Source organism: Actinopolymorpha pittospori (genome assembly GCF_014873875.1).
Taxonomy (GTDB): domain Bacteria; phylum Actinomycetota; class Actinomycetes; order Propionibacteriales; family Actinopolymorphaceae; genus Actinopolymorpha; species Actinopolymorpha pittospori.
Genome location: NZ_JADBEM010000001.1, coordinates 9,132,747 through 9,154,622 on the forward strand (window position 1 = coordinate 9,132,747; position 21,876 = coordinate 9,154,622).

The 21,876-nt window shown below is 71.5% G+C and carries 18 protein-coding genes; 6 read left to right on the forward strand and 12 right to left on the reverse strand.

Going from position 1 to position 21,876, the window contains the following annotated elements; all coding sequences use genetic code 11:
- Window positions 1–44 precede the first annotated feature (44 nt).
- From HEB94_RS42215 to ilvA, 3 genes are all read right to left on the reverse strand, one after another.
- On the reverse strand, window positions 45–476 hold the full coding sequence (locus tag HEB94_RS42215; protein WP_192755033.1) for a DUF2089 family protein: 432 nt from the start codon (window positions 474–476) through the stop codon (window positions 45–47).
- Window positions 473–1,471 (reverse strand): hypothetical protein, encoded by a 999-nt coding sequence (locus HEB94_RS42220; RefSeq protein WP_192755034.1) that lies wholly within the window; start codon window positions 1,469–1,471, stop codon window positions 473–475. The genes HEB94_RS42215 and HEB94_RS42220 overlap by 4 nt, the downstream gene beginning before the upstream one ends.
- 63 nt (window positions 1,472–1,534) lie before the next feature.
- The gene (gene ilvA, locus HEB94_RS42225) at window positions 1,535–2,764 is read right to left on the reverse strand and encodes a threonine ammonia-lyase (RefSeq protein ID WP_192755035.1); all 1,230 of its coding nucleotides are present in this window, start codon (window positions 2,762–2,764) and stop codon (window positions 1,535–1,537) included.
- 87 nt (window positions 2,765–2,851) lie between these two features.
- Between ilvA and HEB94_RS42230 the strand changes: the two genes are divergently transcribed.
- Entirely contained in the window at window positions 2,852–4,720 is a 1,869-nt protein-coding gene (locus HEB94_RS42230; RefSeq protein WP_192755036.1) for a cytochrome P450, read from the forward strand.
- A gap of 110 nt (window positions 4,721–4,830) precedes the next feature.
- A complete protein-coding gene (locus HEB94_RS42235) occupies window positions 4,831–6,459 on the forward strand; it encodes an MDR family MFS transporter (protein ID WP_192755037.1) in 1,629 nt (542 codons plus the stop codon).
- Window positions 6,460–6,553: 94 nt separating this feature from the next.
- Here the strand turns inward: HEB94_RS42235 and HEB94_RS42240 are convergent, their stop codons facing one another.
- The 3 genes from HEB94_RS42240 to HEB94_RS42250 all read right to left on the reverse strand — a co-directional run bounded on the left by HEB94_RS42240 (window position 6,554) and on the right by HEB94_RS42250 (window position 9,824).
- Window positions 6,554–7,477, reverse strand: a complete 924-nt coding sequence (locus tag HEB94_RS42240; RefSeq protein ID WP_337918336.1) for a sulfotransferase domain-containing protein — start codon at window positions 7,475–7,477, stop codon at window positions 6,554–6,556.
- A 61-nt stretch (window positions 7,478–7,538) separates the two neighbouring features.
- Window positions 7,539–8,801, reverse strand: a complete 1,263-nt coding sequence (locus tag HEB94_RS42245; RefSeq protein ID WP_337918338.1) for an AI-2E family transporter — start codon at window positions 8,799–8,801, stop codon at window positions 7,539–7,541.
- Window positions 8,802–8,840: 39 nt separating this feature from the next.
- The gene (locus tag HEB94_RS42250; protein WP_192755038.1) at window positions 8,841–9,824 is read right to left on the reverse strand and encodes an ROK family protein; all 984 of its coding nucleotides are present in this window, start codon (window positions 9,822–9,824) and stop codon (window positions 8,841–8,843) included.
- Between the two features lie 87 nt (window positions 9,825–9,911).
- On the opposite strand from HEB94_RS42250, the gene HEB94_RS42255 reads away from it, so the two are divergent.
- Window positions 9,912–10,832, forward strand: coding sequence for a hypothetical protein (locus HEB94_RS42255; protein WP_192755039.1), 921 nt, complete (start codon window positions 9,912–9,914; stop codon window positions 10,830–10,832).
- Between the two features lie 4 nt (window positions 10,833–10,836).
- On the opposite strand, the gene HEB94_RS42260 is transcribed toward HEB94_RS42255, so the two are convergent.
- Entirely contained in the window at window positions 10,837–13,659 is a 2,823-nt protein-coding gene (locus HEB94_RS42260; RefSeq protein WP_192755040.1) for a ribonuclease E domain-containing protein, read from the reverse strand.
- 211 nt (window positions 13,660–13,870) lie between these two features.
- On the opposite strand from HEB94_RS42260, the gene HEB94_RS42265 reads away from it, so the two are divergent.
- Window positions 13,871–14,695, forward strand: coding sequence for a GNAT family N-acetyltransferase (locus tag HEB94_RS42265; protein WP_192755041.1), 825 nt, complete (start codon window positions 13,871–13,873; stop codon window positions 14,693–14,695).
- A gap of 7 nt (window positions 14,696–14,702) precedes the next feature.
- Here the strand turns inward: HEB94_RS42265 and HEB94_RS42270 are convergent, their stop codons facing one another.
- The 5 genes from HEB94_RS42270 to yczE are packed head-to-tail and all read right to left on the reverse strand — an operon-like array spanning window position 14,703 to window position 19,299.
- The gene (locus HEB94_RS42270) at window positions 14,703–15,581 is read right to left on the reverse strand and encodes an LLM class F420-dependent oxidoreductase (RefSeq protein WP_192755042.1); all 879 of its coding nucleotides are present in this window, start codon (window positions 15,579–15,581) and stop codon (window positions 14,703–14,705) included.
- Between the two features lie 8 nt (window positions 15,582–15,589).
- On the reverse strand, window positions 15,590–17,023 hold the full coding sequence (locus tag HEB94_RS42275; RefSeq protein ID WP_192755043.1) for a glutamate mutase L: 1,434 nt from the start codon (window positions 17,021–17,023) through the stop codon (window positions 15,590–15,592).
- A complete protein-coding gene (locus HEB94_RS42280; protein WP_192755044.1) occupies window positions 17,020–17,346 on the reverse strand; it encodes a nucleoside triphosphate pyrophosphohydrolase family protein in 327 nt (108 codons plus the stop codon). The genes HEB94_RS42275 and HEB94_RS42280 overlap by 4 nt, the downstream gene beginning before the upstream one ends.
- 43 nt (window positions 17,347–17,389) lie before the next feature.
- Window positions 17,390–18,541 (reverse strand): cystathionine gamma-synthase, encoded by a 1,152-nt coding sequence (locus HEB94_RS42285; protein WP_192755045.1) that lies wholly within the window; start codon window positions 18,539–18,541, stop codon window positions 17,390–17,392.
- Complete coding sequence (yczE, locus tag HEB94_RS42290) at window positions 18,538–19,299, reverse strand: membrane protein YczE (protein ID WP_238361766.1); 762 nt, start codon at window positions 19,297–19,299, stop codon at window positions 18,538–18,540. The genes HEB94_RS42285 and yczE overlap by 4 nt, the downstream gene beginning before the upstream one ends.
- A gap of 62 nt (window positions 19,300–19,361) precedes the next feature.
- Here yczE and yczR point away from each other — a divergent pair, with 62 nt between their 5' ends.
- Both yczR and msrA read left to right on the forward strand, forming a co-directional pair.
- Window positions 19,362–20,897: a MocR-like transcription factor YczR gene (gene yczR, locus HEB94_RS42295; RefSeq protein ID WP_192755046.1), complete on the forward strand. Its 1,536-nt coding sequence runs from the start codon at window positions 19,362–19,364 to the stop codon at window positions 20,895–20,897.
- Window positions 20,898–21,009: 112 nt separating this feature from the next.
- Complete coding sequence (gene msrA / locus HEB94_RS42300; protein ID WP_238361767.1) at window positions 21,010–21,636, forward strand: peptide-methionine (S)-S-oxide reductase MsrA; 627 nt, start codon at window positions 21,010–21,012, stop codon at window positions 21,634–21,636.
- Window positions 21,637–21,876: the final 240 nt, after the last annotated feature.

Here is a 21,876-nt window from a genome sequence, read left to right on the forward strand (position 1 = left end):
TCGTACTTTCACTCGCTCCGTACTGTCGCGGGCGTCCGTTCGCCTCAGCCGACTCCCCGGAGGCGGTCGGCCGCGTCGTCGACGTCGATCTCACCTCTGGCGAGCATCGCGAGGACGTCCTCCCGGCGCGGTCGCGGCTCGAGGTCGACGTCCGGCGCCGGGCCGGCGCCTTCCAGGCCGAGCTTGGCGAGCAGGTCGGCATAACGCTGCCGCGCGGTCGGATAGCTCACCCCGAGGTGCCGCTCGACCTCGCGCATGTTGCCCCGTGACACCAGGAAGACCCGCAGCAGGTCCCGGTCGGCGTCGGTGAGTCCGCAGAACGCGCACGACTCGAAGACTCCGGACAACTCGCTCGCGCACGAGCCACAACTCAGGCGGGTGACCTGTAGGCCGGCGCCGCACACGGGGCAGTCGCGCGGCGCGCGGTACTCCGGCTCCGCCGCGCCACTGACGCCGTATGCACGCGCCACGCTCACGGGGCCTGCTTGATCGTCGCCATTCCCATGACGACCTCGAGGTCGAGGCGGGCGTCCCCGTCGCCCACCACGTGCTCGTCGCTGTCCGCGCCCGGCGGCTCCCACTGGACCCGGCCGAGCTGGACGTCGGGGCGGATCCGGACGCTCGACCCCGGCAGCAGCCGCAGCTGCAGCGAACCCGACTCGGTGCGCAGGCGGGACTTGCCCTTGTGGATCCGGCCCTCCACCTGGGCCGAACCGGCCTGCACGAGCACGTCGATCGGCCCCTCGACGTCACGGACACGCGCCGAGCCGCCGGTGACCCGCACCTGCTCCAGGCCGGGGATGCGCTCGGCGTTGACGCTGCCGGCGGTCACCTCGACCTCGACCGCCAAGGCCGGGTTGACGCGGACGGACAGCTCCCGGCCGAGCTCGAACACGCGCTCCTGGACGTCGCGCAGAGATCGTGTGCGCATCAGGGTGAAGCCGTCGAGCGAGGCGCCGAACTCGCCCTCGCTGCTGACGACGAGGGTGTCGCCTTCCTGGCGTACGACGTGGGGGCCGTCGACCGCGACCGTGGAGATGAACGGCTCGCCGATGATCCGGACCCGGCGGCCGACCGCACGGATCCGCAGCCGGGTGGTCGCCGCGGCGCTGGGGGTCGTGGGCAGAGCCTTGTCCGTCGACGTGGCCGACGTCTCGGTCGCGGCTCCTGCGGCCGCCCCGCCGGCACGCCGCGCCTCGTCGATGCGCCGCGCGCCCTCCTCGGGAGTGAGCCGTCCGGCCGCGACGTCGGACAGGATCCGGCGGACCGGGTCCTCCTCGGTCGCCTCCGCCTGGGGACCGGCCGCGCCCTCCGCAGCCCGGACGGTCTCCGCGGCGGCGCGGCGGGTCTCGGCGTCGCTGTGGCCGCCTCCGTTGGCGGCGTGTGCCTCTGCGTTGGCCCCGTTGGTGGGCTGGACCGGATCGGTCGCCTCGGCCCAGGGGTCAGAAGGGGGTGGTGTGTTCTCAGACATAGGACAATTCCACTCCCCAGTTCATGGAGTGTCAAGGCAACTTTTATAGATCCGGAAAAGCACTTACGAAAAGTTCAGGGTGTACCCGGAGGCCCGGAGATGTCCGAGGATCTGCTCCCGATGCTGTTTTCCGCGCGTCTCGAGCTGCAGCGCCACACCGACGTCGCCCAGGTGCAGGTCGGCCGAGGTGCGTTCGTGGACGACGTCCAGGACGTTCGCATCGACCGCCGCGAGTTCGGCGAGCAGAGCGGCCAGGCCGCCGGGCCGGTCTGGCACCGAGACCCGCAGCGAGAGGTACCGTCCGGCCGCGATCATGCCGTGCCGGACCACCCTCATGAGCAGCAGCGGATCGATGTTTCCGCCGGAGAGGACCGCGACGACCGGCGGCTCGAACGCGTCCGGCGTGTCCAGCGCCGCGGCGACCGCGGCCGCGCCGGCGGGCTCGACCAGGAGCTTCCCGCGCTCCAGGAGCAGCAGCAGCGAGCGGGACAGCGACTCCTCCGAGACCGTCACCACCTCGGAGACGTAGCGGCGTACGAGGTCGAACGGCGTACCACCCGGCCTGCCCACCGCGATCCCGTCCGCCATCGTGGTCATGCGCCCGAGCGACACGGGACGCCCCGCGGCGAGTGACGGAGGATAGGCGGCCGCGCCCGCTGCCTGGACGCCCACGACCCGCGCCCGCGAGCCGCGCGCGGCGAGGGCCGCCGCGATCCCGGCCGCCAGGCCCCCGCCGCCCACCGAGACGAGGACCGTCGCCACGTCGGGGCACTGCTGGAGGATCTCCAGGCCGAGCGTCCCCTGGCCGGCCACGATGTCGGGGTGGTCGAAGGGGTGGATGAAGACCGCGCCGGTCACCTCGGCGTACTCCCGGGCGGCGTGCAGCGCCTCGTCGATCGTCTGGCCGTGGAACCGCACGTCGGCGCCGTAGGAGCGGGTGGCCTCCTCCTTCGGGATCGGCGCGCCGAACGGCATGAAGACGGTGGCCTTGGTGTCCAGCAACCGGGCGGCGAGCGCGACGCCCTGGGCGTGGTTGCCGGCGCTGGCCGCGACCACCCCGCGGGAGCGCTCCTCCTGACTCAGCCGGGAGATCCGCACGTAGGCCCCGCGGATCTTGAAGGACCCGGCGCGCTGGAGGTTTTCGCACTTCAGGTGCACCGGGCCGCCGACCCTGTCGGCCAGCCAGCGGGACGCCTCCATCGGCGTGGTCCGCGCGACTCCCCCCAGCGTGCGCGCCGCGTCCTCGACGTCCGCGAGGAGTTCGGCGAGATCGGGGTCGCTCGGCGCGTTCATGGTCGCAGTGTGGCACCGCCCGGCGTACAAAGAACCATGGGAGTCAGGTCGGTCCAGCCAGCCCGTCCGGCGCCGCGCCGTCCCCGGGTGCCACGGCCGCCCGGACCACCCGGCGCGCTCCTGTACGCCGGGGTCGTCCTGCGCCGGGAGCCGACCGCGTACTTCGCCCGACTCGCCCACGAATATCCGCGACTCGCCCATCTGCGCCTCGGCCGCGAACACGTCTACGTCCTGAACCACCCCGACCTGGTGCAGGAACTCTTCGTCACCCGGGGGCGCGACACCCGCAAGGGCCGCGCGCTGGAGCGGATCCGGCTGCTGCTCGGCGACGGCCTCCTCACCAGCGAGGGCGAGCGGCACCGCGCCCAGCGCCGGCTGATCCAGCCCGCCCTGCACAGCGAACGGATCCGGGAGTACGCGCGGACCATGGCCGGCGCCGCGCGGGAGCACTCCGCCGGCTGGCGGGACGGCGAGCAGGTCGACCTCGCCGCGGAGATGTCGGCGCTCACGATGACCGTGGTGGGGCAGGCGCTGTTCGGCTCGGACCTACGGGGCGAGACCCACCGGGTCGCGGAGTCGCTCGGCGCGTTGCTGCGCGGGTACCAGCGCCGGATGCTGCCCGGAGCCGACCTGTTGCTGTCCATCCCGACACCTGGTCGTGCCCGGCTGTTCGAGGCGATCGAGCGGCTCGACCGGGTGGTCCGGCGGCTGATCGAGGAGCGCCGCGCGGCGCCGCCCGGCCCCGATCTGCTGTCCGCGCTGCTCGCGGTCATGGACGACGACACCCACGTGCGGGACGAGGTCATGACGCTCCTGCTGGCCGGGCACGAGACGACGGCGAGCGCGCTCAGTTGGACCTTCTGGCTGCTCGACGCGAACCCCACCGCGGCGGGCTGGCTGCACGAGGAACTCGACCGCGAGCTCCCGGGCGCGGGCGGCGGGGACTCCGACGGGCTGTCCTGCGCCGACCTGGACCGGCTGCCCCGCACCCGCGCCGTGCTCGCCGAGGCCATGCGACTCTGCCCGCCGTCCTGGCTGCTCGGCCGCCGGACCCTGGTCGACCTCGAACTCGACGGCTGGCCCCTGCCTGCCGGGTCCCTGTGCGTGACGAGCCAGTTCGCGCTGCACCGGGACCCGCGGTTCTGGAGCCGGCCCGAGCGGTTCGAGCCGGCCCGCTGGATCGGCCCGGACGGTCGCTTCGACGAAGCCGCGCCGGGCCAGCCGCGCGCCGCCTACCTGCCGTTCGGTCTCGGCGCCCGGATCTGTGTCGGGCTGAGCTTCGCCTGGCCGAGGGGGTCCTCGTGCTCGCGACACTCGCCCGCCGCTGGGCGCCGCAGGTACGTCCCGGGTACGAGGTCACCCGCCAGGCGGCCGTCACCCTGCGGCCGAAGGGCGGGCTGCCCGTCGTCCTGCGCGAACGCGAGCGGGGCCCGGCGAGTTCGGAGTACTAGTTGCAGCGCGCAAGTAACCCCGTACACTTGCAGTGTGCAACCAACTGGATCGTCCCCGGCCGACCTCGGGTCCTCCTCGACTCCCGAGACGCTGATGGTCGCCCTGATGCGGATGATTCGCCTCATCAAGCGAGACCACGATCTGCCGATCGACCCTTCACTGCACTACGTGTTGCACACCGTCAACTGTTCCGGACCGATGCGGCTGTCCGACCTCGCCGCGCAACTCCAGCTTGACCTGTCGACGGTGAGCCGACACGCCCGAGCCCTGGAGAGCTCCGGCTACATGGAACGCGCCGTGGACCCGATCGACAAGCGCGCCGCTCTCCTGTCGGCCACCGACGACGGCCGCCGCGTTCTGGAAGCGGCCTCCGCGCGCCGTCGTGCGCGCCTTGACGCAGTGCTCGCCGGCTGGTCCGAGGAAGACCTGCACACCCTCGACCGGTTGCTCAACCAGCTTGCCCACGACCTCGACACCGAGGCTTCGAAGCCGGCCGGCGCCTGATCCCGCCGCCCTGCCCGGCGCTACCTGACAGGACCTGATCGGTCCCCATCCGACACGCGCGGACCCACCGGTCCCCGCACGCTTTCACCACGCACACGGAGTTCGTTTCGATGAGCGAAGACCTACGTCAGCCATCGGCCGCGCCCGGAGGAACCCCTCCAGCGACCGATGGCCCCAGCTACCTCTCCCACCGGCAGATCCTGATCACCCTGAGCGGCCTGATGGCCGGGATGCTGCTCGCCGCACTCGACCAGAGCATCGTCGGTACGGCACTGCCGCGCATCGTCAGCGACCTCGGCGGACTCGACAAGCTGTCCTGGGTGGTCACGGCATACCTGCTGACCTCCACCGCCTCCACGCCCCTGTGGGGCAAGATCTCCGACCTGTACGGGCGCCGCCTCATCTTCCAGGCGGCGATCGGCACCTTCCTGGTGGGCTCGGTCCTCGCCGCGCTCTCGCAGAACATGATCGAACTGGTCGCCTTCCGGGCGATCCAGGGCCTGGGCGGCGGTGGCCTGATGGCCCTCGCCTTCGCGACCATCGGCGACATCATTCCGCCGCGTCAGCGTGGTCGCTACCAGGGCTACTTCGGTGCGGTGTTCGGGCTCTCCAGCGTCGCCGGTCCGCTGCTCGGCGGCTGGTTCACCGACGGCCCGGGCTGGCGGTGGATCTTCTGGATCAACCTCCCGATCGGCGTACTCGCGCTCATCGTCACCTCCTACGCCCTGCGGATGCCGACGATCCGGCGCAACCACAAGATCGACTACCTCGGCGCGACGATGATCGTGGCCTCGGTCTCCACGATCCTGCTCTACCTGTCGTGGCGCGGCGTCAGCTACGGCTGGACCGAAGGTGGCGCGCTGGCGCTGCTCGCCGCGGGCATCCTGCTCGCGGTGGCCTTCGTGTTCGTCGAGTCGCGTGCCTCCGAGCCGATCCTGCCGCTGCGGTTGTTCCGCAACTCCGTCTTTACGGTGAGCAACGTCTACGGTCTGATCGCGGGCTTCGTGATGTTCGGCGCGATCATCTACCTGCCGCTCTACCTCCAGGTCGTGCAGGGCCTGTCGCCGACCGCCTCGGGTCTCGCGATGCTGCCGATGATGGCGGGACTGTTCACGTCCTCGATCGGTGCCGGACGGCTCATCACAAAGAACGGCCGCTACAAGATCTACCCGATCGTCGGCGCCGCGGTCATCGCCGTCGCCCTGTGGCTGCTGTCCAACCTGCACGCCGACTCCACGCTGTGGACGATCGGGGTGTTCGAGTACGTACTCGGCTTCGGCCTCGGCCTGACCATGCAGACGATCATGACCGCGGTGCAGAACGCCGTCCACTTCCGGGACATGGGTACGGCGACGAGCGCGACGACGTTCTTCCGCAGCATGGGTGGCGCGCTCGGCACCGCCGTGTTCGGCGCGATCCTCACCAGCCGTCTCACCTCCCACATGGCGGAGACACTGTCGCCGGCCATGGCGGCCAAGGTCCCGGCCGGCGCGGCGCAGAACGTCAGCGCGATCCAGGCCCTGCCACCGGAGGTGAAGGCGCCGGTCCTCGAGGCCTTCGTCCGGACACTGCACGACGTGTTCATCTTCGGGGTGCCGTTCGCCGTGGTGGCCGTCGTGGTCGCCTTCTTCCTGAAGGAGATCCCGCTGGCCACCGGTCACACCCCGGCGAGCGGATCGGGTTCTGGTAGCGGGGACGGCGAGGCCGAGGCGGAGTTCGCCCCGACCATCTCGCACTGATCTCACCACCGAAGCGCACGACACCGAGGGAGCCCCGGCACACCGCCGGGGCTCCCTCGACGTTTCGGGTCGTACGTCAGTTTCGGGTCGTACGTCAGTAGCCGTACCGCCACCGCGCCGGCGCCGTCAGCGCCGACACCAGCGCCCGGTCCCGCGACGACAGGTGGCGGCGCCACGCCGTGTCCTCCCTTACCGTGACGACCCGGGAGGACGTGGACCACGGGTTGCCCGACACCGCGTGCGAACCCGTGAGCCTCGCCGTCCCGTCCACGCCGATCGGCAGGTCCCCACGATGGCCGACGAACGCGGCGATCCTCTCGAAGCAGCCGTGCGGCCTCGCGACGAAGTCCTCGTAGCGCACGCGCATCGTCGGCACGCCCTGCCGGGCGAGGACCGCGAGCGTGGCGTTCTCCGCCGTCCAGTGCAGGGCCGCGCGTCCCGGTGAGTACCTCGCCATCTCCTGCTCCACGCTCGTGCTGGTCGCCATCGGACGCGGAACGCGTTTGCCCCAGGAGTACGCCACGGCGCGGGGATCGCGGACCACGTGGACGACCCGCAGGCCCGTGCCGTACCGCTGGCGTAGACAGGCCGCGAGCGACGCGTGCTTGCTCGCGTCCACCACGACCGGGCACCCGCTCACCCGGGCGACCGCGCCGTAGAGCCGGTCGTACAGATCGGTGTAGCGCTCGACCCGGCGGACGAACTCCGGTGACCAGCGGCGGCTCAACAACGTCGGCACGAACCGCATCCGGTCCACTGACGCCTTGAGACGCAGGACCTCCCGGGCCCCGATCCGGGACCAGCCGCCGAACGCCTCCCGGCCGACGTCCCGCCAGAACACGCAGGCCTCGAACGGCGTCCCGCACCCGCACGCCTCGCCGTCGAGCAGGCCGCGCTGCCACATGTGGACCAGCTCGCCGGCCGAGCAGACGCCGGGCAGCTCACCGAGCAGCCGCTCGATGAGCGTCGACCCCGAACGGCCCATGCCGCCGACGTAGACCAGCCGAAACCCGCTCACGACACCCTCACGCGAAGACGTTCCACAGTTGAGCGAAGACCAGATGCAGCTGACGTGGAGGTCAGCCCCCAGCGGCGGGTGGACCGGCACGGATCGCCGCGTCGCGTCGGGACCGCACGTCCTCGACCAGATGTCGTACGACGCCGTTGAGTACGGCGACCGTGGGTACCGCGAACAGCGCGCCGACGATGCCGGCCAGGTATCCCCCGGCCGCGATCGCCAAGAGGATCGCGAGCGGATGCAGCCGAACGAACCTGCCCATCAGGAACGGTTGCAGCAGGTGCGCCTCGATCTGCTGGACGAGCAGGACGCCGGCCAGCATCAGCAACGCGATCAGCGGCCCCCGCGCGACGAGCGCGACCACGACGGCGACCGCCCCCGACAGCGTGGCACCCACGATCGGGATGAACGCGCCGAGGAACACCAGGACGCCGATGGCGAACGCGAACGGCACCCGGAGCACCACCGCGACGATCGTGATGCCCACCGCGTCCACCAGGGCCACCAGAACCGTCGCCCGGACGTACGCCGTCAGGGAGACCCAGCCCCGTCGGGCGGCACCGTCCGCGTCCTCCTGGGCCGCCCGCGGAAACAGGTGCAGCACGAAACGCCAGATCCGATTGCCCTGGAACAGGAAGAAGAACGTCGAGAAGAGCGCGATAAAGGTGCCGGCGACGACGTGCGCGAGCGTCGTGGTGATCTGCAGCGCGCCCTGCGTCAGTTGGTTCGTCGAGAGGGCGCGCCGAAGCGACTGGATACTGCGGTTGATGTCCCCCTCGGAGACGTGGAAGGGGCCGCGAACCAGCCAGACCCGGATCTCCTCGACACCACCCACGACCTGCTTGGCCAGGCCGCGGTAGCCGAGCGCGATCTGCTGTCCCACCAGCGCCAGCAGGCCGAGGATCACCACGATCAGGAGGAGCAGCGTGAGCCCGGCGGCGATACTCCGCCGCACGCCCGCCCGTGCGAGCAGGTTCGTCAAGGGCTCGAGCAGCGCCGTGATCAGGATGGCGATGAGCACGGGGACGACGACCACGCCCAGCTTGATCAGCACATACGCGATCGCGAGAAGCGCGATGGCCACCAGGATGAGCCGCCACGACCACTCACTGGCCACCAGCAGGCCGCGCGGCACCACGTCGGTACGGGTGGCCGCGCGCTGGACGTAGGACGGACTGGTCCGTGGTCGCGGCGGCGTGGGAGGGCTGCTGGGCTGCTCCTGCCCGGTCTCGGGACGGGGACGGCCACCGGGGCGCCACCGCAGCCGCCGGCGGAGTCCGGCGAGCCAGCCGCCCGGCGTACGTCCGCCGCCCCCGTTGATCACATAGTGGTCATACCCGGCGGAGGCGGCGACACTCTCGCCTCAGTCAGCCGACCAGTAGCGGTCCCCGCGCAGGATGAAACTGGCCGCTCCGACCATGCCGGCGCTCTGGTCCAGGACCGGCCGTTCGATCCGTGCCCTCCGCGTGAACTCCATCCGCGCGTAGGTGCGCACCGTCCGCTCCAGCGGCTCGAACAGCAGCGGGCCCACCTGGGAGACGCCGCCACCGATCACGACGCGGTCGACGTCGCACAGCGCGATCGCGGACGCGATCCCGACTCCGAGCGCCCAGCCGGCGCGCTCGAAGGTCTCACGGGCGATCTTGTCGCCCGCACGGGCGTCCTCGGCGAGTTCACGCACGTCGGCGGCGGGGTCGTCCGGCCGCCAGCCCTCCGCCCTGGACCACTCCACCAGGGCCGGACCGCGGGCGATCGCCTCGACACAGCCGCGTCCGCCGCAGCCGCACGCCGGACCGTTCGGGTCCGCGACCACGTGTCCCACGTGCCCGGCGTTGCCGCTGCCCCCGTCGATCAGCCGTCCGCCCAGGACCAGGCCGCCACCGACGCCGGTGGAGACGACCATTCCCAACATGTTCTCGACCCCGCGCCCGGCCCCACGCCAGTGCTCGGCCGCGACGACGGCGACCGCGTCGTTGTGCACCCGAACCGGTACGTCGGGGAACATCTCGGCGAGCCGCGCCCGCAGCGGGAACCCCCGCCAGGCCACGATGTTGACCGGCGAGACCTCGCCCGCGGGCCACCGCATCGGACCACCGCAGCCCACACCGACACCCTGCACGACCGGTCGCCCGGCCGCGTCCAGGACCTTCTCGCAGAGTCCGCGAAGGCGGTTCCAGATCGCCTCGGCGTCGTCGTCTGGGCGCACGAGGGTGGGCGTGCGGTCGCTGACCAGGACCTGCCCCTCCGGGGCCACCACGCCCACGGCCATCTTCGTACCACCGATGTCGACGGCGAGAACGGGCGCGTTGCTGCGGTCTGCCGGGCGTCCGGCTGCGAGGTCGGTCATGCACGCATCTTGCCTGGTGCCTCACGATCGGCCTTCATGAGGACGAGAATTCGGCGAAGGACCGCATATCAGGAGGAAACTCTCCCCATGCACTGGAGCGACGGCGACACCACGTCCGACCGATTCGACGTGGCCGAGGTGGGCGAGCCGCGACGGCGGAACGTCCCCCGCTGGCTGCGGTTCGGCCTGCTCGTGCTCGGCGCGATGGTCGTGGGCTGGCTGCTGTTGCAGCGACTCACCGCCGCGGACACCGGCGTCGAGGTGGCCGATCCGCGGTTCGACTCCAACTACGTCGTCCAGGTCGATCTCACCGTGACGAACCGGCTCGGCGACCCGCAGGTCCTCCTCGCGCCGAAGCCACCGAAGCTTCCCGGCCTCGAGTACGTCGGAATGTTTCGGGGCGAGCGCGTCACCGAGTACGGGGAGGATGGCTCCGCGGACGCGGTCCCGCTGGCCCCACACGGCCGTCGTACCCTCACCCTCGTCTGGAAGGTCCGCGACTGCGTTCCCGCGCTCGCCGCGGGCGGCCGGCAGGTCGTCGTACCCCTGGAGGTAGGACGGGCGATCGGCGCCAAAGCGACCCTGCAGGTGTCGACGGGTCGGCAGCGCGACCTGCTCCCTTCCGTCTGCGACACCTCGCCGACCACCGGGCAGCCACGCTTCGTCGCCTCCGAAAGCGACTCGGCCCCGGGCGAGAACTCGACCATCACCACGTTCGTCCGCGTCCAGAACACCGGCGGCCGTCCGATCTCCTATCGCAGTACGGGCCTTCCCTCCGGGGCGGCGATCGACCTGACCCCACGGCTGCCCGACCGCTATGGGCCCGTACCGGTCGGGGACCAGCAGGCGGTCCTGCTCTCCTTCCGGTCCAACGACTGCCGGGTACCGGAGCAGGGTCCCGCCACGGTGGTCATGCGCTTCCGCAGCACCGGTTCGGACCGGGACGAGACCCTGGAGGTACGCCTCGCCGACAGCTGGGCGAACTTCCTCGGCGTGTGTACCCCCTGAAGGCTCAGCTCGGGCGGCCGAACCTCGACAGCAGACCGGGCCGGCTGGCCTCGTCGGAGTGCCGCGGTGGTGCGTCCGTGCCGAGGCGGGGCAGGTCGGACAGGTCCACCGTGGGCGCCGACGTGCCGTTGGCCCTCCGCCGCGCGGAGTCGACGGTGAGGTCGGCGAGGTAGGCCGCGAGGCTCGCGTTGCGCAGCCGCCCGTCCGGCGGGGTGGCGGCGAGGAGGTCACCCGCGAGCCGTACGGCGTCCGGGGTCACCGTGACGCCGTGCCGCTCCACCGCCAGGTCGAAGAGCATGGCGAACTCCGCCGCCTCGAAGTCCCGGGTGCGGACGACGCGCCACCACGCCGCCAGCGCCGGGCTCGCGTCGACCAAGCGTCGGTATCCGTCCTGCGCGCCGAACGCGACGATCTGTACCTGGGCGCCGTGCACGCTGATCAGCCGGTGCAACTCCTGCGCGAGCGGACGGCCGACGGTCTCGTAGCTGACCAGTTGGTCCAGCCCGTCGATCGCGATCAGCCGCTCGCCGTCGCACCCCTCGACACGGTCCCGGAACTGCCCCACCGCCTGGGCAACGGCGAGCCGCGCGAACTGTTCGTGGTGGAGCCACACCGCGGTCCCGTCGAAGCCGCGCAGTGTCATCAGCCGGGCCAGCACGTCGACCGCGACGGGGCCGCCGACGTCGGGTGGGCCACTGATGAGCAGCCGAAGGTCCTGCGCCGGGATCTCCACCATCTCGCGCAGGACCGCGACCAGCGCGGGCTGCCCGACGATCCGGTCGATCATCGCGGTCGCCTGGGTCAACGCCGATGCCCGGCCGAAGGACCGCTCCGGCGCGAGCGTCTCCGCTCCCGCAGCCGCACCTGCGTCTGCGTCTGCAGCTGCGTCCGAGTCTGAGTCTGAGTCTGAGTCTGAGTCCGGTGCGGGTTCCGCCGCGGCTTCGTCCTCCGGGTGTTCGGCGACCGAGTGTTCTGCGTCTGGGTGTTCGGAGTCCGCCCCCTGGACCATCGGCTCGACGGGCGTCGGTGCCGCCACGTCGGCCGGTGCCTCAGCGGACGCCGGCTCCTCAGCAGGCACTGGTTCCTCGACAGGCGCCGGTTCGTCAGCGGTCGCCGGTTCCTCAGCAAACGCGGGATCCTCAGCGAACGCCGGATCCTCGGTCTCCGTCGAGGCAGACTCTGTCGACTGCTCGAGCGACGTCTCGCTGCTCCGCTCCGCCGCCTCGACGAGCTCTTCTCGCGATTCCTCGGGCTCTCCCTCGACCTGCGCCTCCGAGTCATCGGCAACCGGCTCGGGCTCGGCCGACCGTTCCGCCGGCTGTTCCGCCGATTGCTCAGGCGACTCCGCGGCGTGCGGTTCGGGCAGGTGCGGCACCGTCGGACGACCTGCCATCTCGGTCGGCCGCATCCAGCCGTTGTGCGCGCCGAACCGTCCCGCGCTGCCCTCGGCCAGCGCCACGTCCTCGGCCAGCGCCATCTCCTCGGCCAGCGCCACCTCTTCGGCCAGCGCCACCTCCTCTGCGACGTTCACCTCTCGCGCGAGGTCCGCCTCAGCCGCGGGTTCGGCCCCCGGGTCAGCCGCAGGCTCGAGTTCCGCGGGCTCGACGGGGGCACTCGCCTCCGCGTCGTCGGCGGGGTGCTCCTCGACCCCGGCCTCCGCGTCGACGCGGCCCTCCGGCGGGAACACGTCCTCCGCGGCGAGCCACCCCTGCATGGAGGTGGTCCCCGTGAGGGGGTGACGCACGCGGCGTACCCGGAACAACCGACGCACGTCGTCCTGGAACCCACCGACGGGAACCAGGCACGGTCCGGGTGTCCGCGACTTGCCGGGCAGCCCCTGCACCGCACCGGTGAGACGTACGGCGAGGTCGAGCCAGGCTCGGGCGAGATCGAACTCACCGGCGACCAGTGCGCGCGCGAGCCAGGCCCGCAGGTGGCGCTGCCAGGCCCGCGCGTTCCACGATCGGATGTGCCCCGGCAGCCGGTCCTGCACCTGTCCGTACAGCTTGCCGCGAATGCCGACGGCGAGTTCGGCGGGCGCGTCGGTCACACCCGCCTGGACCAACAACTGGATGAACGCCGTGATGACGTCGTCGCCGCCGGGAACGACGGCCGCGAGCTGTTCGTGAGCCGCGCTCCACCCGTCGACGATCCAGCTGAGATAACCCACCGGGCCGGTCAGTTCGGGCAACGAGCGCACCAGGTCGTCGCTCGCCGCGTCCGCCCAGCGCTCCTCCAGGCGCGTCCACTCCGAAGGGAGGTACGGGGTGGAAAGCGTCGCCTCGCGCAGGTCTGGATCGTCTGCCGCCTGCTCGAACAGTGTGAGCAGCGCCCGCCGTCGGACCTCCAGCGGATCGACCTCGGCCAGTTCCCGCAGGATGTCGACGGTGAGCTCCCAGGCGAGCTTGCGCAGGTCCCGGTCGTCGCCGGCAGCACGGAAGAGCTCACCGCCCGGCGGCCGCCAGGGCGAGGCCGGCGCCACCCAGCGAATCGTCGGGTCGAACAGCGCCGGGGTGGCCCGGTAGGCCGCGACCAGGTCCTCCTCGAGGCGTAGCGAGGAGCCACCCCGGACCGCGCCGTCGCCGCACAGGAAACCCACGATGCCCAGGACGTCGGCGACGACCGCGGGTGCCGGCGTGCGCAGGAGGGGATGTCGGGCGAGGGTGAGTCGGACCGAGCGACGGTCGCGCGCCAACGCGTCGATGCGCGCGGCGAGTTCCTCGACCAGGCCGGCGGGTACCTGCCATCGGCCGTGGGAATAGAGATCGAGCACGGGCTCCTCGGTGAAGAGGAGGTCGAGAGCTCCGCGAAGCCGAGACTCACTCATGGCAAGGGTTCGTCCTTCACGCCTGCGGGGCGCATCGCGTCGTCGGGCGTCGTCGAGCGACCCACGGTCGGGACCGGGACCGCAGAACAGGGGCAGGAAGATCCCGCGCAGCCTAGCGGAGTGGATCAAGAAAGACACCGGCAAGATCACGTGCCGGGCACCCCGTCCGGGAGCAGGCTTGACATCTGGCCAGGTCGGGGAAAGTCGCAGGGTGACGAACCCCGCGCCCGGACCGGGACCGGTCACCGTCCGGCCGCTGGACCACCCGGCGGAGATGCGTGCGGCGGTCGACCTCTACCGAGACGTCCTCGGGCTCTCCCCCACCGACCCGGCCGTGAGTCCCCGCCTGTTGGTCGGGCTGCGCCGCAACGGCGGTTCGGTGATCGGCGCGTTCGCCGGCGCCGCTCGCGACTCCGGCGCCTCCCGCGGCGCGCTGGTCGGGTTCGCGTACGGATTCGTCGGCCGGGACGCCGCGACCGGCGAGGTCTACCACTACTCGCAGAGCGCGGTCGTCGCCCACGACTGGCAGGGGCGAGGGGTCGGGCGGGCCCTGAAGTACGGCCAGCGCGACGTCGTCCTCGGTACGGGCCTCACCAGGATGCGGTGGTCCTACGACCCGGTGCGGGCGGGCAACGCGCACTTCAACCTCGACGTGTTGGGCGCCCGCGCCCGGTGGTTCGTCCCGAACCTCTACGGCGTCGACGACATGGGGCGCGACCGTGGGCAGCCCACCGACCGGCTGGTCGTGGAGTGGGACCTCGTGGGACCGCCGGACCCGGCCGCCGTCGAGGGCGTTCCGGCGCGCGTGCCCGGCTGGGGTGAGACGGTCCCCGCGGGCGCGGACCTGCTCCTCGGCATACCTCGGACCTGGCAGGTCGTGGCCGCCGATCCGGAGCGGGCGATCGCGGTCCGAGCGTCGGTACGGGAGGCGTTCGAGCCCGTGATGGCCGCCGGATACGTCGCCGTCTCCTGCCGGGTCGCGGAGCCGGGCGGGGACGAGCCCGGCTCCGCGTACTACCGCCTGCGACTGGGGTGAGGCGAACTCAACCGATCGAGCGCAGCCGCGGCAGCAGCCCGGCGACCTTCTCCACCTGGCTCACCGCGTCGTCGCCGCGGACGACGTAGATCACTTCGCCGATGCCGATGCCGGCGTACTCCTCCGCTGACTTGACCAGCGTGTCCAGCTCGTCGCCGACCCGGATCTGGACGGTACGCCGGATCTCGGCCGGGTCGCGTCCGACGTCGGCGCAGTGCTGGTCCAGCACACCGCAGAGGTCGGCCATCTCCTCCACCGAACCGCCGGCGGCGTTCCAGGCGTCGGCGTACTTCGCCGTGATCCGCAGCGTGCGCTTACGCCCGCTGCCGCCGATCCACAGCGGCGGGCCGGGCTGCTGGACCGGCTTGGGGTTCGCGAGCGCGTCGGTCAGGTGGTAGTACTCGCCGTGGAACGTCGTCGTCGGCTCGGTCCACAGCGACCGGATCACCTGGCACGCCTCCTCGAAGCGGTCCAGGCGCGCCCGAACACTGCCGAGGTCGATGTCGAGCATGGTGTGCTCGACCTCGGCCCAGGCCGCGCCGATGCCGAACTCCAGCCGCCCGCCGGACAGGTGGTCGACGGTGACCGCCATCTTCGCGAGTACGGCGGGGTGCCGGTAGGTCACACCGGTCACCATGCAGCCGATGCGGATCCGCTTGGTTCCCTCGGCCATCGCCGCGAGCAGTGTCCAGCCCTCGAACACGTCACCGCTCGGGTCGTCACTGCCGATCGACGCGAAGTGGTCGAAGTTCCAGCAGCTGTCGAAGCCGGCCTCGTCGGCCAGCCGCCACACGCCGCGCAGTTCGTCGATGGTGGTGTGTTGGGGCGCGAGTTTGATACCGATGCGCAGGCCCGCATCGGCAGCGCTTCCTGCGAGAGAAGTCATGCCGCCAGTCATACCGTGTCGAGGACACGGGACGCCAGAGTGGCGGCGGCGACCGGATGGTCGTCGGCGAGCAGCCCCACCGCCGCGAGGACGTACGCCGCGTCCACCCGCAGGAGCGGCCGTTCCGGAACCAGCCGACCGTTCCCCGCCTCGCCGGCCAGCCCGGCGCGGAGCACCCGAGCCGTGAGCTCGACACCTCCGTGCCGCAGCAGACCACCCGACCCGACCAGCAGCCGCACCCCGCGCAGGTCCCTGCCCTTCCGCTCGATCCGCGGGCCGGAGGAACCGGTGACCAGGTGGGTGCGGCCCGCGTGCCTCCGCAAGGCGAGCTTGACGGCGAGCGCGGTCAGTCGTTCGTCGACGTCAAGGTCGCCCTGCGTGGTCGCCACGAATGCCGGATCGGCGTTGCGCCGCTTGGCCTCCGCGCCCAGCGACTCCCGCTCCTCGACCGACAGCAGGTTCTCCTTGACAGCGGCGTGGACGATCCCCCGCGCGTTCCAGCGGAGCCCGAGGTCGCCCTCGACCGTACGGCTGACCGGGAGCGTGGCCACGACCTCGCGTCGCAGGACGCCGCCCTCGGGGTCGGGCTCGAGGACCGAGTGGACGTCGGTGGTGGCGCCGCCGACGTCCACCACGACCACGCCGACGGGCGCACCCGAGTCGGCCGCCGAGGCACGCGCCAGCACCTCGACGCCGCGGAGCACGAGATCCGGGGTCGCGCCGCGCACGATCTCCGCGAACTCCGTCCGCCGGGACAGCTGCTTCCCACCGATCACGTGCCGGACGAACATCTCGCGGATCGCCGCGCGTGCGGGTTCGGGGCGGACGACACCGATCTCGGGCAACACATTGTCGGTGACGGTCACGGCACCCGTCCCGGCCCCAGCCCCAGCCCCAGCCCCAGCCCCAGCCCCAGCCCCGGCGGTGAGGATCTCCGCGACCTCGTCCCGGCAGGCCAGGTTCCCCGCGACCACGACCGGCAGTCGCAGATCCGCCTCGGCGAGGGTGTGCGCGTTCGACCGGAGCACCCGGGTGTTGCCGCCGTCGGTACCGCCGACCAGGAGCACGAGGTCCGGCTCGCTCGCCGTCAACGCCGCTACCGCGGCGGCGTCGAGCGTCCCGGACGCGACGTGGACGACCCTGCCGCCGGAGGAGGTCGCCACCCGCTCACCGGCCTCACTCGTCACCAACTCCTCGTTGCCGACGACGGCGACCCGCAGGCCACCCCCGGCGCTCGAGCACGCCCGGACCGGCCAGGCCCGATGATCGCCCGTCTCTCGCGCCAGCCCGGCGCGCAGCGCGTCGAGCGCCTCCATCAGGTCGGTGCCGATGGTCGTCGGATGGCTGCCGGTCGCGATCAGCGCTCCCGTCGCCGCGTCGACCAGGGCCGCCTTGGTGAACGTCGAACCGAAGTCCACACACAGGATCGGCGTCCTGGTCATGTGTCCAACTGCGCGGAGATGCCGACCTCGAGTTCGTCGACCATACGCCGGAACTCCGCGTCCAGGTCCACGTCGTACAACCGCGCCAGCACCAGAACCGACCACAGGCAGTCGGCGAGTTCGTGCCCGAGCGCCTCCCGGCCACCCGGCATCTCCCGCGCGCCCTCCTGCGCCATGACCAGCTTGGCAAGATCGCCGACGTCGCCGACGAACCCGAGCATGAACTCCTCGCGGTTCCAGGTCCGGCCGCGAACCCGGTGGTTGAGCTCGTCGTAGAGGGCATGGACGCGCATCGCGCGCTCGGTGAGCTGGTCGATGTTCATCGGGCCAGCGTAGGTACCGATCCGAGCTTCCTGGACGAGCGTCCTAGCCGAGCGCCCGCCCGAGGTCGTCGAGCAGGTCGTCGATGGTCTCGATCCCGACCGAGAGCCGTACCAGGTCGTCCGGCACCTCCAGCGGCGAGCCCGCCGCGCTCGCGTGCGTCATCCGCCCCGGGTGCTCGATGAGCGACTCGATGCCGCCGAGTGACTCGGCCAGCGCGAAGAGGCGGGTGCGTTCACAGACCTCGATCGCCGCCGCCGCGCCGCCGCGCAGCCGGCACGACACGATCCCGCCGTACCGCCGCATCTGCTTGGTCGCGACCTCATGGCCCGGGTGGTCGGGCAGCCCGGGGTAGAGGACCTGGCCGACCTTCGGGTGCGCCTGCAGGAACGCGGCGACCCGCTCGGCGTTGTCGCAGTGGCGTTCCATGCGTACGGCGAGCGTCTTCAGCCCGCGCAGCACCAGCCAGGCGTCGAACGGGCCGGCCACCGCGCCCATCGCGTTCTGATGGAACGCGAGCCGCTCGCCGAGACCCGCGTCCGCCGTCACCAGCGCGCCGCCGACGACGTCGGAGTGGCCGCCGCAGTACTTCGTCGTGGAGTGGACCACCACGTCCGCGCCGAGGGTGAGCGGCTGCTGGAGGTACGGCGAGGCGAAGGTGCTGTCCACGACGAGCAGCGCGCCGGACTCGTGCGCGACCTCGGCGAGCGCCGGGATGTCCGCGACGGCGAGCAGCGGATTGGTGGGCGTCTCCACCCAGACCACCGCGGTCGGCCGACTGCGTACGGCGGCCCGGACGGCGTCGACGTTCGGCAGGTGCACGGCGGTGTGCGCCACACCCCACGGCTCGGCGACCTTGGAGAACAGCCGGTAGGTGCCGCCGTAGGCGTCGTCGGGGATGACGACGTGATCGCCTGGCTTGCAGAGCGTGCGCAGCAGCGTGTCCTCGGCGGCCATGCCACTCGCGAACGCGAGCCCGCGGGCACCGTGTTCGAGGGCGGCGAGGCACTTCTCCAACGCGGACCGGGTGGGGTTCCTGGTGCGGGAGTACTCGTATCCCTGCCGTGGACTGCCTACGCCGTCCTGGAGGTAGGTGCTGGTCGCGTAGATCGGGGTGATCACCGCTCCGTTGTTCGGGTCGGCGTCCTGACCTGCGTGAATGGCCAGCGTCTCGAAGCCTGGGTGCTGCTCACTCATGGCCCCGAGGCTATCCGGACCGGGGCCCGGCGGCGGGTACCAGGCTCGGTACGCACGGTGAGTCGCGGCAACAGGACGTGGACGAGGGGTCCGATGCCGAGCGCGTACATCACCGTCCCGATCCCGACCTGCCCGCCGAGGAGCCAGCCGACGGCGAGGACGGTGACCTCGATCGTGGTGCGGACGAGCCGTACCGATCGTCCGGTACGCCGGACCAGTCCCGTCATCAACCCGTCCCGCGGCCCCGGTCCGAGCTGGGCGCCAATGTAGGCGGCCGTCGCCACCGCGTTGAGCACGATGGCGCCGATCATGAAGACGAACCGGAGGACGAGCGACCCGGGCACCGACAGCACGGCGAGGGCGAGGTCGACCACGACGCCGACGAGCAGGGCGTTGCTGACCGTGCCGAGGCCGGGCCACTGGCGGAGCGGGATCCAGGCCAGCAGGACGACGATGCTGACGATGATCACGATGGTGCCGAAGGAAAACGGCGTACGGGACACCACGCCCTGGTGGAACACGTCCCACGGATCCAGGCCGAGGTCCGCCCTGATCATCAACGCCAGCGAGACGCCGTAGAGGACGAGTCCGAGGTACAGCTGTGGCAGGCGTCGGCGGAGGCGGCCGGTACGAAGCGCCGCAAGCGGTTGGCCGGAAGGTGGATCAGCAGGTGGGCCGGAGGGTTGGCCACCAGGTTGATCGGCGAGATGGTCGGATGGATGGTCGGAAGGTTGATCAGCAGGTTGGTCGACGGGCACGCGGACGATCCTGAGGCAAACTGGCCTGGAAATACAGGGCCAGTTGTGTGACAGTGGCCCTCATGGCGGACCGCATGGCCTCAGCTGGCCACCTCGCCGGGCTCCTGGGCCCGTGGCGGCAGGCCCGCCATCCGTCACCGTCGTACCGCGCCCTCGCCGACCGGATCCGCGTCCTCGTCCTGGACGGCCGACTTCCGCCCGGTACCCGACTGCCCAGCGAGCGCGAGCTCGCCCTGGCCCTCGGGACGAGCCGCACCACGGTGACCTCGGCGTACGGCGTCCTACGCGAGATCAGCTTCCTCACCAGCCGACGGGGAGCCCCGAGTCGCACCGCGGTGCCGCCCAGCGCCGGAGCGCGATCGACCGGCGTCATCACCCCCTCCGCCGAGAACGAGTCGCACCTGCTCGACCTCGGCGCGGCGGCTCTCACCGCGCCACCGGGGATGGCCGAGGCGGTCGCCGCCGCCAGCGAGGCACTCCCGGCCTACCTCGGTGGTCACGGCTACACCGCCCGCGGCGTCCCGGCGCTGCGCGACCTGGTCGCCCGCCGCCACACCGAGCGCGGGCTGCCGACCTCACCCGACCAGATCCTGGTCACCAGTGGGGCGCTCCAGGCGTTCGCGCTGGTGCTCCGGACGTTCGTGAGTCCCGGTGACCGGGTGCTCGTCGAACACCCGACGTACCCGAACGCCTTGGAGGCGATCCGGCAGACGGGCGCTCGTACCGTCCCCGTTCCGCTCGCCCGCGACGGCTGGGATCTCGTGATGCTCGAGGCCGCGATGCGCCAGTCCGCGCCACGGCTCGCCTACCTCATCCCCGACTTCCACAACCCCACCGGCCTGCTCATGGACGAGAGGGAGCGCGGCCGGACCGCCCGTGCCGTCAGCCGTGCCCGGACCCTCACCGTGGTCGACGAGACCCTGCTCGACCTCGACCTCGATCCCGGCCTCGAGCCGGGCGGCGCCCCCGACGGCTCATCCGGCGCACTGCCCAGCCCGCTCGGCGTGGGCACTCCGCAGGAGGCGGTTCTCCACATCGGCAGCACCAGCAAGTCGTTCTGGGGCGGACTCGGCATCGGCTGGCTGCGCGCGCCCCTGCCGCTGGTCGCCCGACTGCTCAGCGTCCGGGCGGCGACGGATCTCGGCACGTCCGTCCTGAGCCAGCTGACGGCGGCGGAGCTCCTGGTGAAGCAGGACTCGATCCTGACCGAACGCCGAACGGTCCTGCGCTCGCGGCGCGCCGCGCTGGTCGACGCCCTGAGGACACACCTCCCGCAGTGGCGCTTCGCCGTCCCACGCGGCGGCCTGAGCCTGTGGTGTGAGTTGGACGCGCCCGTCTCCAGCGACCTCGCCGTCCTGGCCGCTCAACTCGGCGTCCGGCTCGCCAGCGGGCCGAAGTTCGGCGTCGACGGGGCCTTCGAGCGGTACGTGCGGCTGCCGTTCACCCTGCCGGAGGCGGACCTGCGCACCGCCGTCACGCGCATTGCCGACGCCTACGCGACCCTCACCCGGGACGGCCCGCACGGCCTCTCCCCCAGGTCGTCGGCATCCCGACGGATCGGGCCGGCAGCGGACGACTCCACACCCGTGGTGACCTGAGCGGCGCCGCGGGTCGTCGGACGGAATTCCCGGTACGCCATGCGACGTTGAGTGCAGTGACGTTGGCGAGGAAAGGGTGGGCTGTATGTACCTGTTCCGCAACAAATCCGAGATGCCGAGCCCCGATGGCGCGCTCCCCGGACGACCCGAGCGGCTGTTCAGCCTGTCGCCGACCCACACGGAGTTCGGCACCCCGCTCGAGGGCCCGGTACCTGAAGGGTTCGAGGTCGCGGTGTTCGGACTTGGCTGCTTCTGGGGTGCGGAGCGTCTCTTCTGGCAGACGCCTGGCGTGTGGTCGACCGCGGTGGGTTACGCCGGTGGCTACACCCCCAACCCGACGTACGAGGAAGTCTGTTCCGGCCAGACCGGGCACGCCGAGGTCGTCCGGATCGTGTTCGATCCCGCGAAGGCGTCGTACGCCGACCTGCTGAAGATCTTCTGGGAGGCTCATGACCCGACCCAGGGCTACCGGCAGGGCAACGACGTCGGCACGCAGTACCGCTCGTCGATCTACTACACCTCCGAGACGCAGCGCGAAGCCGCCGAGGCGACGAAGCGTGAGTACGGCGAGCAGCTCGGCAAGGCGGGCTACCACCAGATCACGACGGAGATCGCCCCGCTCGGGGACTTCTACTACGCCGAGGACTACCACCAGCAGTACCTAGCAAAGAACGTAGATGGCTATTGCGGTCTCCAGGGGACCGGCGTCGCCTGCCCGATCGGCGCGAGCCACGCCTGAGCGATCGCGAGACACTGCTCGAACGTCTGTTCTAACCTGGATCAGGAGTCGACGAACACTGGGCAGGGAAGCGACTCCAAACGAAAGACCCCCGTCCGGGAGTCCGGGCGGGGTTCTTCATATGCGCGATCACGTCAGACTCAGAAGACGCTTGTAAACACCGCGAGAATCGCCGCCGCGATCAGCGTCGCCGCCACGCCGCCACCGATGGTGAGCACCCAGGGGTCACCCCGCCCCAAC

Excerpts from the sequence above, each read along its gene's own strand:
- yczR (WP_192755046.1), top strand. The coding sequence starts at position 19,362 with ATGGCGGACCGCATGGCCTCAGCTGGCCACCTCGCCGGGCTCCTGGGC.
- ilvA (WP_192755035.1), bottom strand. The coding sequence starts at position 2,764 with ATGAACGCGCCGAGCGACCCCGATCTCGCCGAACTCCTCGCGGACGTC.
- HEB94_RS42280 (WP_192755044.1), bottom strand. The coding sequence starts at position 17,346 with ATGAACATCGACCAGCTCACCGAGCGCGCGATGCGCGTCCATGCCCTC.
- HEB94_RS42285 (WP_192755045.1), bottom strand. The coding sequence starts at position 18,541 with ATGAGTGAGCAGCACCCAGGCTTCGAGACGCTGGCCATTCACGCAGGT.
- HEB94_RS42275 (WP_192755043.1), bottom strand. The coding sequence starts at position 17,023 with ATGACCAGGACGCCGATCCTGTGTGTGGACTTCGGTTCGACGTTCACC.
- HEB94_RS42220 (WP_192755034.1), bottom strand. The coding sequence starts at position 1,471 with ATGTCTGAGAACACACCACCCCCTTCTGACCCCTGGGCCGAGGCGACC.
- HEB94_RS42255 (WP_192755039.1), top strand. The coding sequence starts at position 9,912 with ATGCACTGGAGCGACGGCGACACCACGTCCGACCGATTCGACGTGGCC.
- HEB94_RS42260 (WP_192755040.1), bottom strand. The coding sequence starts at position 13,659 with ATGAGTGAGTCTCGGCTTCGCGGAGCTCTCGACCTCCTCTTCACCGAG.
- HEB94_RS42270 (WP_192755042.1), bottom strand. The coding sequence starts at position 15,581 with ATGACTTCTCTCGCAGGAAGCGCTGCCGATGCGGGCCTGCGCATCGGT.
- HEB94_RS42235 (WP_192755037.1), top strand. The coding sequence starts at position 4,831 with ATGAGCGAAGACCTACGTCAGCCATCGGCCGCGCCCGGAGGAACCCCT.
- msrA (WP_238361767.1), top strand. The coding sequence starts at position 21,010 with ATGCCGAGCCCCGATGGCGCGCTCCCCGGACGACCCGAGCGGCTGTTC.
- HEB94_RS42250 (WP_192755038.1), bottom strand. The coding sequence starts at position 9,824 with ATGACCGACCTCGCAGCCGGACGCCCGGCAGACCGCAGCAACGCGCCC.